The organism is Candidatus Nanohalococcus occultus (genome assembly GCF_029207735.1).
Classification (GTDB): domain Archaea; phylum Nanohalarchaeota; class Nanosalinia; order Nanosalinales; family Nanosalinaceae; genus Nanohalococcus; species Nanohalococcus occultus.
In genome coordinates this window covers 1-12,834 of sequence record NZ_CP104395.1, presented here as the reverse complement: position 1 = coordinate 12,834, position 12,834 = coordinate 1, and the positions used below count along the sequence as shown (strand labels likewise).

At 47.0% G+C, this 12,834-nt stretch carries 15 protein-coding genes and 1 tRNA gene; 4 read left to right on the top strand and 12 right to left on the bottom strand.

What is annotated here, in order from left to right; translation table 11 throughout:
- Nucleotides 1–62 precede the first annotated feature (62 nt).
- Nucleotides 63–746, top strand: coding sequence for a hypothetical protein (locus tag SVXnc_RS00075; RefSeq protein WP_347721920.1), 684 nt, complete (start codon nucleotides 63–65; stop codon nucleotides 744–746).
- A 74-nt stretch (nucleotides 747–820) separates the two neighbouring features.
- Here the strand turns inward: SVXnc_RS00075 and SVXnc_RS05470 are convergent, their stop codons facing one another.
- Nucleotides 821–1,096, bottom strand: a complete 276-nt coding sequence (locus tag SVXnc_RS05470) for a DUF8011 family protein (protein ID WP_488592074.1) — start codon at nucleotides 1,094–1,096, stop codon at nucleotides 821–823.
- 131 nt (nucleotides 1,097–1,227) lie between these two features.
- Here SVXnc_RS05470 and SVXnc_RS00065 point away from each other — a divergent pair, with 131 nt between their 5' ends.
- The gene (locus tag SVXnc_RS00065) at nucleotides 1,228–1,395 is read left to right on the top strand and encodes a DUF7557 family protein (RefSeq protein WP_347721918.1); all 168 of its coding nucleotides are present in this window, start codon (nucleotides 1,228–1,230) and stop codon (nucleotides 1,393–1,395) included.
- Nucleotides 1,396–1,457: 62 nt separating this feature from the next.
- Nucleotides 1,458–1,790, top strand: a complete 333-nt coding sequence (locus SVXnc_RS00060; protein WP_347721917.1) for a type II toxin-antitoxin system RelE family toxin — start codon at nucleotides 1,458–1,460, stop codon at nucleotides 1,788–1,790.
- Here SVXnc_RS00060 and SVXnc_RS05465 read toward each other — a convergent pair.
- From SVXnc_RS05465 to SVXnc_RS00050, 3 genes are all read right to left on the bottom strand, one after another.
- A complete protein-coding gene (locus SVXnc_RS05465; protein ID WP_488592073.1) occupies nucleotides 1,739–2,026 on the bottom strand; it encodes a DUF8011 family protein in 288 nt (95 codons plus the stop codon). The two genes, SVXnc_RS00060 and SVXnc_RS05465, sit on opposite strands and share 52 nt — an antisense overlap.
- Nucleotides 2,027–2,107: 81 nt before the next feature.
- Nucleotides 2,108–2,258, bottom strand: a tRNA-Thr gene (locus SVXnc_RS00055).
- A 34-nt stretch (nucleotides 2,259–2,292) separates the two neighbouring features.
- Nucleotides 2,293–3,081: a mechanosensitive ion channel family protein gene (locus SVXnc_RS00050; RefSeq protein ID WP_347721916.1), complete on the bottom strand. Its 789-nt coding sequence runs from the start codon at nucleotides 3,079–3,081 to the stop codon at nucleotides 2,293–2,295.
- Between the two features lie 39 nt (nucleotides 3,082–3,120).
- On the opposite strand from SVXnc_RS00050, the gene SVXnc_RS00045 reads away from it, so the two are divergent.
- Complete coding sequence (locus SVXnc_RS00045; protein WP_347721915.1) at nucleotides 3,121–3,663, top strand: LURP-one-related/scramblase family protein; 543 nt, start codon at nucleotides 3,121–3,123, stop codon at nucleotides 3,661–3,663.
- Here the strand turns inward: SVXnc_RS00045 and SVXnc_RS00040 are convergent.
- From SVXnc_RS00040 to SVXnc_RS00005, 8 genes are all read right to left on the bottom strand, one after another.
- Nucleotides 3,647–3,895 (bottom strand): DUF167 domain-containing protein, encoded by a 249-nt coding sequence (locus SVXnc_RS00040; RefSeq protein WP_347721914.1) that lies wholly within the window; start codon nucleotides 3,893–3,895, stop codon nucleotides 3,647–3,649. The genes SVXnc_RS00045 and SVXnc_RS00040 overlap by 17 nt on opposite strands.
- A 112-nt stretch (nucleotides 3,896–4,007) precedes the next feature.
- Nucleotides 4,008–4,688 (bottom strand): hypothetical protein, encoded by a 681-nt coding sequence (locus SVXnc_RS00035; RefSeq protein WP_347721913.1) that lies wholly within the window; start codon nucleotides 4,686–4,688, stop codon nucleotides 4,008–4,010.
- On the bottom strand, nucleotides 4,685–5,299 hold the full coding sequence (locus SVXnc_RS00030) for a hypothetical protein (protein ID WP_347721912.1): 615 nt from the start codon (nucleotides 5,297–5,299) through the stop codon (nucleotides 4,685–4,687). The genes SVXnc_RS00035 and SVXnc_RS00030 overlap by 4 nt, the downstream gene beginning before the upstream one ends.
- Before the next feature lie 7 nt (nucleotides 5,300–5,306).
- Entirely contained in the window at nucleotides 5,307–5,753 is a 447-nt protein-coding gene (locus tag SVXnc_RS00025) for a hypothetical protein (RefSeq protein ID WP_347721911.1), read from the bottom strand.
- 39 nt (nucleotides 5,754–5,792) lie between these two features.
- A complete protein-coding gene (locus SVXnc_RS00020) occupies nucleotides 5,793–6,338 on the bottom strand; it encodes a CBS domain-containing protein (protein ID WP_347721910.1) in 546 nt (181 codons plus the stop codon).
- A gap of 42 nt (nucleotides 6,339–6,380) precedes the next feature.
- Nucleotides 6,381–9,875 carry a DNA polymerase II large subunit gene (locus SVXnc_RS00015; RefSeq protein WP_347721909.1) on the bottom strand — a complete coding sequence of 1,165 codons (3,495 nt, stop codon included), beginning with the start codon at nucleotides 9,873–9,875 and terminating at the stop codon, nucleotides 6,381–6,383.
- Entirely contained in the window at nucleotides 9,872–11,482 is a 1,611-nt protein-coding gene (locus SVXnc_RS00010) for a metallophosphoesterase (protein ID WP_347721908.1), read from the bottom strand. The genes SVXnc_RS00015 and SVXnc_RS00010 overlap by 4 nt, the downstream gene beginning before the upstream one ends.
- Before the next feature lie 32 nt (nucleotides 11,483–11,514).
- Nucleotides 11,515–12,750, bottom strand: coding sequence for an ORC1-type DNA replication protein (locus SVXnc_RS00005; RefSeq protein WP_347721907.1), 1,236 nt, complete (start codon nucleotides 12,748–12,750; stop codon nucleotides 11,515–11,517).
- Nucleotides 12,751–12,834: the final 84 nt, after the last annotated feature.

Sequence of the window (12,834 nt, the reverse complement as noted above, 5' to 3'; positions counted from 1 at the left end):
GACTGCAAAGTGTTGCCTGAAGCGAATGAGTCAATTAAAACGAGGCATTCTATCCTGTACCGGTGGGATGCAGCCTGACCATTCTGGAGATAGAGGAGCTTGAAAACAGTCTCCGGGATACAGATAGAGTTCGTTTAAACCGTCAAAGCGACCTCTCCGCATTCAAGAAACTAGAAAAGACCCGTATAGGAAATCCTAGAACATTCATGAGTTTTCTTGGAGAGAAAAGAGACAACAAGGTTTTCAACGTAAAGCTCACCACTGAGACGAAAAAAGACTCTATCTACGTCAACGACGGCCGACCTAGAGTGATTGATAGCGGCTACCAGAAGATCAAAGAGTTTAGATGCTGGATTTCCAATAACCAGACCGAGTTGTATGTTTTCGCTCCGAAACAGCTGGCAAAGACCTTCGTAAAACGGCTGGAGAAGGAAAACTGGACTTCAACCAGCGAAGTACACTTCGAGTTCGAGAAGATAACGGAGCTAGAGAATCTGATTTCTGCCAGAGGAATGTGGGAGGACTCGGAAGGCGCAGTCAGAAAAGTGGCCAAGTTCGGAGAGGATATAGACCAAGAGATATCGAAAGAAAAGTTCACCGCAACCACTACGCTGTATATAGACTACCGTTACCGGTCGTTAACCACGCAAATAGTTTTGAGCGAGGACGGACGGATATCAACAAACGAGGACCTCAGCAACCAAGAGCTGTATGAGATCTATGAAGAAGTCTCATCTACACTGTAAACATGGAGTGGAGTTTGAACACAGGATTTTTTGGAAATACATGCTAGAAGTATAGCTCGATCTCCCCTGTAAATTCACATTATAAACTCTGGACGAATAAAGGTCAGGACCAATAGAGCCAAGAAAACCAGTATTGCGACAACTCTCAACGCTGCCTTCATACTGCCTCTTTCCTCGGAGAACAGTTCCGCTATCCCCATTGCGAGAAAGCCTGAAGACATGAAAATAGGGAACAGATTATAGATGACAAAATAAAGACCCGCAAACCAAACAGAAATTAACAAATAGAAAAGGGCTAGATCCCTCCGAGAACGTCTGAAAAGGTTTCGGGCGATTTCCTTTAGGTCCATATCGGAGTTAAACACCTCTAGATATTAAAAACACAAGCCCCGATCGGTCACTGACCTAAGAATCCAAGATGTAGTGCTGGTTTCAGAACCCGCCCATAAGACTTATAATTTTTATAGAACTTATAGTTGTTATGGCAACTACTATATCTGTAGATGAGGACACCCGCGACCAGTTGAAAAAACTGGGTGAAAAAGGCGAAAGCTACGATGACATTGTGAAGCAACTTATAGACCAGTATATCGAGAGCCGTTACCAGAAACTGGAAGAAGACAAGGAAGAATTTGAAGCACTTGAGTGAATACCGTGTTCGAAAATCAAAGAATTTTCTGGAGATACAGAAAATTCAGAGGCAATTTTTGAATGGAAGTAAGACTACATCCAGATGTTAGAACCTACCTTGATGATCTCGAAGACTCTGGCACTGGAAGATGTGAAGATTCGCTCAAAAGACTTGCTGATGAGCCTTATCGAAGCAGACCGAAATGCGATATTAAGAAACTGAAAGGAAAAGACAAAGAGATGTACAGATTAAGAGTCGGCGACCATCGATTCGAATACTTCGTAGAAGACGACAAAGTCTGGATAGTAGAAGCATTCAGAAGAGGCAGAGGATACAGACAAGAGGGAAATAAGTTTAGAAGTCAGATTATCGCTTCAGGCCGTAAGAAAGTCAGAGCCAGAACTACAATATAGACGGTTATCGCCATTATTCTTAGAACACCAGCTAAAACATTTCGTTCTTCGGGAAGAAATTCCGCAGCACCAGTCAAAAGAAAACCAGAAAACATAGATAGGACGAATAAACTATCGTCCATAAAGAGGTACATGCTCAGAAATACGGCGGCACCCCCAAAATAAACAAGACCGACTTTACTTCTTCTAGGCGGCCTGAAAATATTTTCTACAGTTTTCGCTCTTACCGATACCATAAAACAAATTTTCACTAGCTATTCATATAAAAGAAATTTCTGCCGCTATCTAAATCCCTAAACTGTTAACTTAGATTATAGAGCCCCGATCGGGATTTGAACCCGAGATCTGTCCCTGTCTCGCGACCAACTGTTTGCCGGACGCCATTCTGCGAATGGCTTAATGCGCGCCGCACTGCGCATCGGCAGGCGCTACGAGGGGACCGCTCTAGCCAGACTGAGCCACCGAGGCGGTGTCCTGTAAGAAAACGGTTGGACGGAAGCCTTTATTTTTCTTCCTCGTCTTTTCCGTAGATCTCAGCTTCCACAGCTTTCCTGTTGAACTCGGATATTATCCGTGAGCGAGTATCGACCGGAGAGCCTTTAACTGTGTAGTTAAGCTTTATCTTTACCTTTTCCTCTATCTCCAGGTACTTGACCTCTGGTTCCGGTCTCTCCAGTATTTTCTCCATGCTGGAAGCTGATTCAAGTAAGATCTCTTCTGCCTGCTGTACATCTTCATTGTCAACAGACACGATTATTGACGCATAGTTTTTCGTGCCTCTAGTGTAATTTCTAACCGGATTCGAATCAATCTTCGAGTTAGGAACGATCACATCACTTCTCGTCGATTCGTTAAGCACCGTAGCTCGCATCCCGATCTCCTTGACTCTACCCTGTTCTTCTCCGATCTTAATGTAATCGCCTTTGACATAAGGGTTTTGCATGTGGATGAAGATTCCTGCCACATAGTTTGCGACCTCTTCTCGCATCCCGAAACCTATAGCTACTGTAAGTGCGGCCGCCAGAGTACCTACAACTGTCAGAAGATTTCCGAACTGTCCTGCTTCCAGTGCTACAACCAATGAGACCGAGAAACCGATTAGCTGTATTATATTGCTGATTCTATGTGTTGAGTACTTTTTCAGATCCAGTACTCGCTTGGATAGCGTGGTAGCGGTTAGACGCGTCAGTATTATCCCTATAGCGAAGGCTGTGGCAAATCTTACCAGCCGGAATATCATCTCGGAGCTGGTGAAAAACGGGTTAAGGAACTCCATGTTTTCTATGGCCATGGGGAGCGATTAATAGCTTCGGTTCTCCAACGAGTTACTATGTTCGAATCCAACCAGTACAAAGTCAAACAGAAAGCCTTGAGTATAGGAAACAAGTACCTGGTCTATGAGAACGGAGAGCAGATCCTTGACTCCGCGCAGAAAAAGCTGAGGCTGAAAGAGGACTTCCGTTTCAAGGATATGGATGGAGAGCCAGTTCTAAAGGTTACAACAGACAAAATGCTTGATATAGCCGCATCCTACACAGTAGAAGACGAAAGAACCGGCGAGCCGATAGGAGGTATTAAAGAAGAGCTATCGTTTTTCCAGCACAAATGGAAGGTCTTAGATACCGAAGGAAAGGTCATAGCAGATATTATAGAAGACAATATTGCGCTTGCGCTCGTCCGCAGATTTGTAACCACGCTCGTTCCTTTCAGCTACCGCATAGGAACGGAGAACGGACAGCTAGGTTCGATCAACGGCAAGCTATCTCTGAGAGATACTTACGAGATAACCCTCTCCGAAGATATCGACGACGTACTTGATCCACGGATGATTATTGCGGCAACGGTTTTGATCGACGCTATTGAATCGAACTAAGCCGTTTTTCAAGCTCTTTTTCCGTTAAATCAGTCACAAGTTTCTTTCTCCGGGATTTCGCCCCGGAGACAATACCTACACGCGAATCCAGGACCTGACTTAGTTTTTCAGTGAGTTCGCTGTTGGCTCGGCCGTTTTCAGGCTCTGAGATGAGATATATTTCCGGCATAAGACCGTTTTCTATCTTGAACTCTTCGGAGCCAGGATTTACTTTGACGTAGAACTCTGTCATGATGTGCTGGTAGAACGGCTGTCCGTAACACAGGCACTCATCCGAGTCCCTTAAACGTCATGCCTGCTGACCGCGGACAGCACATCCAGTAGTTACCAGCCATTCTTATATGTCACTGGAAGAAAACCCCTTCTTCCGGAAGAGGCGTGAACTCGGTCTGACGGGACTTGGTCTGAGATGGTTCCTCGCCATGGTACTTACGGAGGTACTGGAAGTACTCTCTGGTGCGCTCTACGGCGTACTCGCCGTCCCGATCAACCATATCCTCGGCAATGTAAAGCATAAACGCCCACTTGAAAAACCGGTTTAACGGATTCGCAAGAAATCTCGGCAGAAACTTGACCCCCTGAGTTACATCATACTTTATCTGAGTGTCTACAACATACGAAACCATACAGAAATTGTTCTCTCCGGAAGGCGGATACTTTGTACCCATCTCCACGGAAATCTTCATCTCTCCTCCGCCTATACCACTTGGAAGATCTTCCGTGACCTCCATGTTAGATGCGAAGCCTCCGTTGTCGACGTTTTCCTCGTAATACGTCTCTTCAGGCCGACCCATCCCCATATTCTGCTTGAAAATATACTTGTGATCAGTGTAGATCGTAGGGACGTTAGGAGACTCATACCACTCCATACGGTTCTGTACGTCGATCCATTCATTGTTGAAAACGTGGAAATGCTCCCAGATATTGTCCTCTCCTCCGGGATCCGGCAGACTAACCCAGTACTTTACACTGTCTGGCAGACTATCCATTAAATTTTCGAAAAACCCCTTACCGTCATCGCTCATTTCCAAGGCGCCTCGTACTGGCTCGCACCTGTTCTAGCAATAGTTTCCTCAACTCCGAACTTCTCACGAAGCAGGTTCTGCATTCGAACCGCAGACTCTTCAGCTTCCTCCTCATACTCTTCTATCTCCTTTGCGTGAAGCTTCTTGTGCCAGAGACCCGCACAGATCTTATACAGTTTTGACTTATGCCACGCAGTTCTTTCCTCTGCGGCAAGACCTGGCTGGCTTATACGCGTATTAGGATCGGTTTCAATAGCTTTCGGCAGCCATTTCATAGGCTCCGAACCAGGGTAAACACTTTTGATAGTCGGCTTTATCTTGACATGCGCTCTAAGTATACCTTCCTCACGTTCCTGCTTGTAAATGCTTTTAGGACTGGCCGCCTTAAAGCTTAGGTTGTAAACAATCACAGTATGTATGGATTTTTCCTTGAAGGCATACATACGGATTCTATCCTTTGGCTTGCTGACGTTAAACTCCATGTGGCCTTCTTCAATCCGGTCAATGTCGAACTCGTTGACCAGCATGTCTTTAAGCCCTCTGTAGATACGTGCCGCATCCTGATGGACGAAAAAGTTGTCTTCAATGACATGACCAGTGTGTTCGAACACAACCACGCTATGTCGCCTCCACGTTCTCTCTTACTCTGTGAAGTAGTTCATCGGCTTTTTCCTCCATCGCACCTTCCCAGTGATGACGATTCTTACCGTAAAGGAACTTATCGTAAAGCGCTAGGTATGCGTACCACCAGAGAGTTCCCCAGGGGCCGTTAGTATTGTATTCTGTCACCATCTTGGCCCTGATCTGTATCTCCAGCTCGCGTTGTTGCTTGGAGATGTAAAGCGTGATGTCGAGCTGCTCTACTGTTCTTTTATCATATCCTTCGACAGTCGTTATCTTCGAGCGAATAGTTCCTTCATCGACGTCGTTGAAGTACTGTTCTTCTCTGACCTCATCGAAGCTCATCCGCCGCTCTAAAAGATCTCTGATCTCCGCATATGCTCGGCCTGGATCATCCAGGACCAGTGTTTGGCGGCGCCGACCTACTTCCTCGACTATCTTCATAAAAACTAATTGTCGGCGGCCGGTATAAACAGTTTGGCCCTACTGGTCAGGAGAGTCCCGGCACTCCGGACAGAGCTGCATCCCGTTTACCTCTCTGACATCCTCAGAGTAGTTCTCACAGTCCTCACATACCCCTGAAGTCATTGTCTCTCTAGGCGTAGCTGCCTGTTCAAGCTCGCCTTTTTCCTCCATGATCTCTGCGAATCCTGGCCATGCGCGCAGAATATCGCTCTGAGTTACAATCCCGACAAGCATGTCCTGACGTACAACCGGCACTCTTGAAATATCGTTTTTAATCATCGCCATAGCTACATCGTTTAGAAGCTCCTGTTCTTCCGCCACTATCAGATCCTTACTCATTACTTCCTCTACAGAAGTCTGCTTCGGATTCTTGCCCTTAGAGACAACTTCATAGACCAAGTCTCTACATACAATTACGCCTACAGCTTCTCCCTGATCTACTACTACAAGACCTCTGATCCCTTCCTCTCTGAGTATCTTGGCCGCATCTACTACGGATTTGTCCTTTTCGACCGCGATAACTCCATCGGTCATGACTTCTTTGATAGTGGCTTCGGATTCCATAGGTCTTTACGGCCTTGGAAAGCTAATTAAGTTAACGATTGTCTAGGTGAACTGTTTCAAACCGCTTTGACGCTGCTCTTTGCCGAAAAGCGACTGTAACGTCTTTTTCAGGATCAAGATCTGCTGTCGGACGTACGGCGAGATCTCGTACTCATCGATGATCTCCTCACTCGGCTGCATGTACTTTTTGATCGTACCCTCCGAAATCGTCAGCAAAACCTTCCCGCCACACTCCGGACACTCTGCGGTAGTTTTACCAGTCGGAGCGATCGTCTGGCTTCTCAAAGGAACCCTCCGGAACTTCTCGTTACAGTCAACACACCGCATCTTCTGAGACGAAAACGACCTGAGATTTCCTTTGATATCCGGTATGAAGTGTTTTTTCAAAAGAAGCTCTGCTGTTGCGTTCTCATCAACAGCCTTGAGCTTTCTACCGAGGTTTAGCTGGCTGCCCGTCTTTTCACTCATCTCTCCAAGCGTTACGTACTCACTCTGGTTCGGACCGTCTTCAACATCGGTCGTCTCGTGAGTATAGCCATGGTTGAAAGGCTCTTTACCGTATACAATGTCTTCTCCGATCTCGATGTCGGTATCTAGCTCCCATGGCGGCTTGTAATCTTTGGTTTCCTCGTAGAACTCTAGTGGGTACTCATCGACTGTTTCAATAGCCCAGGCCTCATCGTCGATCTCATCAGGGTTCAAAACCGTAGACAAAATCAGCGGAGCATCCATGGTACGCGCACCCGTCATATCAGGTAGGAACTGACGTGAAAAGTTCAGCAGGCCATCCATCAAAAGCAAGATCGCATCCTCATCCCCGTCAGCGTTACGTCTTTTCGCCGCATGCCAGTAAGGATGAGCATAGATTCCTTTAGCTTTTGTGAAACCGATGATCCGGCCAACCGTTCCTCCGGATGTGTGAGGCGCCAGCCCGATAATTAGAGAACCTACCAGATCTTCTTTTTCCTCTACGTTGTAGTAAGGATCAAGCCCGTAAAACTCTTCAAGCAGGTCATCGATGAAGTTAGCGACGCGGACGAAGTAATCGGATGCGGCCAACGTGTTTTCCCCATCAGGAATCACTATGTCCTGAGGCTTCATCGCTAAGACTTGATCATCGTCTTCAAGCTCGTTTCCATCAACATCGTGAGTATAACCCATTTCCTTGAGCTTCTCAACGCTTACGTTGATCTCTCTCGGCTTGAAATGCGACATAGGTAGATCCGATGCGTCGTAACGAACCGTACCGTCCTTGTTAACATACAGGTCGTGTTTTTCTCTCAGCAATCCTTTTTCTATAGGCTCTACGTGCTTGTGCTTGGCGCTCATCCCTCTGACCGATTTCAGAAGCTTTGGAGGATTTCTCATTCCCAGATCCTCCATCGCATCGTCCATCATCTCACGGACGTTGATATTCGCTCTCTTGTAGCGAGAGAAACGTTCCTCCCCGCATTTTTCACATCTTTCCGGCTCCTCGTCGTGTTCGTGTTTACAGTCGGTACAGAACCAGATCTTTTCCGTTCCAACCCCACAGTCCCTACAGTAGGAGAAAAACGAGTACTCTCCGCATTCAGGACAGCGGTTGTGGATAATCGACTGTCTTACAATCCCTTTCTTGCTGTGAACCTTGTTGCTGTACGAAGCCGTCAGGTTACGCATGCGTCCGCCTTCCTTTTTCCCGCAAGGGAAGAGCAGCTGCGGTTTACCTTTGATAGTACGTCTCTCTGCTTTTTCCGGTCGGCCCATACGTCCGCCGATGTAATGTGGTGCCTGAGGCCTGACCTCGATACCTGAGATTTCCTCAATTACCTCAGGGATTTCACTTGACGATTCGAGAGATTCTACCTTCTCGGAGTTGTCCTCATCCGGTTCGAGAAGCTTGTTTATTGCTTTAAGCTCGTTTTCCTCGACTTTGACCTCTCCGTCCTCTACTCTGTGCTGAGCCAGTATATCCTCGAGACACTCTTTGGCTTTTGTGTTATCATCTATTTTTCTTGCTCTAACGGCTTTGTAAAGCGCTTTGAACTTTTCCGGGGTTGTCTCACGCCAGTGATGTGTCCATTTAGGGTAAAGCGGTACGCCCGCTGCTTCCGATATACGGAAAGCCTCTTCCGGTGTCGGAGTGCGGTTCGAAAAGTCTCTTCCAAGCTTCATCTCCTTTTCCTCCAAGGTTCTTTCCAGCTCTTTTTCCCACCATTCGGCTACATACGGCGACGGCAGAAGGTTTTTCCCGTTTTCCACGAACTCTCCGTAAGGAACCAGGATATCTCCGAGGAATAGAATCTGATCAATATCATCTTCAAGTTCCTTGGCGTCCTCTCTAGTCTCGACTTTTCTGACTTCTCCGGAGTCCAATCTGACTATAGGAGGATGAATCGTATCACAAGGAGTACCTATAGTTGCCTTTCCCGGGTACTCTGTTTTCATCTGAGTTCCTATAGCCAGGAAACGCTCAGTTATCTCCATTGTGGCCGGATGGAAAGATGTGGCAGCCAAACCGTTTGTACGGGAGTGTCCGTAACGCAGTCGGAACCCTCCTTTGCGACCGGGATGCGAGAAGATCGGTCTTCCTGCTGTAAGCGATCCAAGGTACTTATCGCTCGGCGTGTACTTTTTAGTTTCCTCTCCGTCTCCTTCATCGTCTCCGGAGCTGTGTAGCTCTTCCTGTAGCTCTAAGTATTCTTTTACCCATTCCCAGTGTTCCAAGCCGAACTCTGCTCCCCATTTTTCAATTCTCTTTTTGATCTTCGGAGCCTTCAATGGCAGTCCATCGAGGTATACTAGACACATTCCTCCACGGATCTGATTGGTCTCAACCCTCTCAAGATCCTTGTAGTTAGTTACCTCAAGAGACTCGGTTGGACTTCCTGTTACTTCAACCGGTACATGTGATGCGATGAACTCCGTTTCCTCCCGTTCCGGTTCGTACTGTTTTGCGGTAACCCTGTTGTAGTAATCGTCTACCTCGGCGGCATAACGTTTTACAACCTTATCGCTTGGTTTGAACTCTTCTAGACCAACGTTTTTCCGGACGTAATCAGCTAGAAGCACAGACATTGCTGAAGCGGTTCCTCCGGCCGATCTGATAGGTCCTGAGTAGTAGACAGCTAGGTATTTTGTCCCATCGTTGTTTTCCCGGACCTTGATGTCGCCGATACCTTCGAGAGGTGCTGTCGTGATTCCTCCTGTCATGTAGCTGACTCCGACACGGATTCCTGCGTTACAAGCCTTTTCCTTGGTATCAAAGTCGTAGAACTTTCCTTCCGCGATTTCCTTTCCTATCTCGAAGGATACACGTTCATCGTTTTTCCCGTACTCGTCTTCAAGCTCTTTGATCCTTGGAGCAACGCCTTGATCTTCTAGCTCCGGGAACATCGCTGCTATAACGAGAGAAGAAGCCTTTTCCGGCAGGTTCGTTGCTACAGGGATATCGACCTTTGATTCAGGGTCCTTGTTCTGATCACGGGCCTTTTCTGCGATTTCAAATGCTTTATCCGTCTCTTTCTGTATGTTATTGAAGTATTCTTCGACTTTCAAAACTGGATCACCCGTGTATCGCGTGTCTTGTAGTTTACAACCGTTACCTTACCCGGATCCGGTACGTGACCAACTCTTCTCTGGAAATCAGTCTGCGCCTGGAAGCTCGAGGAGGCAATCACGTTAGTTCCCTTGTAGGATTCAGCCGAATGGCTGTGGAAATGCCCGCTGACCATGATATCCGGCTTCTCATCGATCACCAAGGTGTCTTTTCCTTCAGGACTCATCAGATTCGATCCATAGGTTGGTGCGAGATGTCTGCGTTTCAAAAGATCGATCATGACGTGGTAAGGCTCATCGTATGCCTTCTCACGCAAGTCCTGGATCTGATCGACGTGATCGTCGAACGAGTAACCATGGTACATCAGGTTAAGTATCCCCTTGGACTCGATCCCGTGAAGCCGTACTTTCTGCGGGTTCTGAACCAAGTGTACGTTATCGTAAGTATGTATTCTATCGAAGGCATCGCCGTCAAAAGCCGGCTGCGGTTCCGCTAACCTGACAATATCGTGGTTTCCAGGGCCTACGATCACCTGGATGTCATCAGGGAGCTTATCGACCCAGTCCTCGAAGAGGTTATACTGCTTGTAGATATCTGTTACCTCGAGTTCATCTTCCTGACCCGGATACGTTCCTACTCCTTCAACAACATCCCCTGCGATCACAAGATATCCGATCTTCGAGGCATCCTCGGAGTTTAACCATTCAGCGAAACGATCAAAACGCTCGTAAAGCGTATCTTCCGATCCAAGGTGTAGATCGGAGATATAAGCTGCTTTTACCTCCTGTTCAGTCGTGTTTACACCGTCAGGGATCGGTAGGTCCGGCCGGATAACCGAGTTCGCAAAGACGATTCCATCGCCCATCGAGCCACGGATGCCTATAATCTCGTCCGGGACGATACGTTCTCCGTCTCTCTCGTCAACTAAGGCACGGTACTCTCCGGTCTTATCCTCAAGCGAGACCATGTACTTCCCGCTTTTCGTCGAATACTTGCGGTTTACCATTCCTATGAACGCGACTTGATCGCCTTCATCTCTGCGCTCTAAGTTCTTTATGCTTACAGCGCTTTGAAGCTCTCTGCGTCTCATCAAAAGCTTTTTGAGCTTCTTGTAGCGGTCATTATAGTTTGCCAGAAACTCTGGTACGTCCTTTTCCTCCTTGGACACATCTGCGCGATCAAGGACCTCTACCTTGGTTTTCAACCGGTCTCTGCGACCGGAGTCCTTGATGGTGACCGTTTTGGAAGCTGAGAACTTCGATCCGGAGCCAGATTCATCTGATTCATCCGTGCCATTCTCCTCATCGTCCTCCAAGCTTTCAGGTGCTCCCTGGTCTTTTTCGGTCTCCTCGGAGCCTTCCCCAGTATAATTTAGTTCTTCAGGCTCCTCTTCGGTTTCTTCCATCTGTTGAGTGTCTTCTACTTCAGTCTTATTAGACGACCCATTTGTAGTTCTTAGAGAATCAAGCATTTTCTCGGATAGAACCATTGGAGGCGTATCAAGTCTTTCAATAGCCTCTAAGTCATTTTCCGTCAGCGATTCTGCCGCATCTTTCTCTACGATACATCCTTTCTGTGTAAGTTTCTTTACTGCCTTTTCGTTCATCAATCGATCTCCCTCCCCCTAAGAGGAACCTTCTAAATGTAAAACTTGTTTTCTATCATGTTCTCGATCTGCGCTCTAATCGATTCGGATAAGTCCACAGATATCTGGCGCGTCCTCCCGTAACGCCCCTTCGAGATAACATTAGCGTTGATAACTCCAAGCATATCCAGCTCGGAGATCAAACCACTTACCCTTCTCTGAGTGAGCGGTGAAACATCTATCTCCCCACACCACTGTTTGTACTCGGAGTAGACATCGCCTGTAGCGACCTCCTCATCGTCCTCTGCCATATCCAAGATGGTGTAAAGTACGATCTTGGAGTGTTTAGGCTGGGACTCTACGGTCTCGACCACTCTATCGCGCTCGATTTTCTCCTGGGCCTTATCGACGTGTTTTTTCCTTACCTCCTCTTCCGAGCTTCTCTCAGCCAGCTCACCTGCCACACGGATAAGATCCAGTGCGCGGCGGGCATCTCCGTGTTCCTGAGCTGCTAGAGCCGAACACTTGGAAATAACTCCATCAACTAGAGCGTCTTCTACGAAGCCTCTCTCCGTCCGTTCCTGTAGTATCTCTCTTAACTCGATCGCGTTATAAGGCGAGAAAATAATCTCTTCCTCACTCAGCGATGATTTTACACGCGAGTCCATGTATTCTGTGAAGTTAAGATCGTTTGAAATCCCTAAAATAGAGACCTTTGTCTCTCTAAGATCATCGTTGATTCTTGTTAAGTTATAAAGGAACTCATCGCCGACCTTCTTTACCAGAGCATCGATCTCATCCAGTGCGATAATGACAACTCCTTTCTGGTTCTGAAGTGCTTCGAAGAACCTGTTGTAGACCTCATCGGTTGGCAGGCCTGTTGAAGGAACCTCCTTACCTAACTGCTCACATAGCTTTGCGAGTAGTCTGTACTCGGTGTCTGCGACCTTCTTCATCTTACAGTTAATGTATACAATGTTAAGATCGACTTCCTGTTCCTCTGCTACATCCTGAAGCTCCGAGGTGACGTGTTTTGTAATTAACGTCTTCCCTGTGCCAACGCTGCCATAGATAAAGACGTTTGAAGGATCCTCTCCTTTCAGCGAAGGCGCTAATATAGATGCTAAGTTGTTGATTTTTTCATCCCTGTGAAGAATGCGTTCAGGTCTCCAGTTAGTAGTTAAAGCATCTTTGTTTTCGAACACGGAGTCTTTTTCCATGTAGTTAGAGAAACGCGACTTGAGATCGCCTTTCAAACTTACTTCTTTACTCGAGTTGTCTGGAGCCACTGTAAAGTTTCTACTTGAAACCAAGGCTTATAATACCTCCGCAGATGAAACAAGGGTCCGACCCACCCACCCCCTGATTTCTAT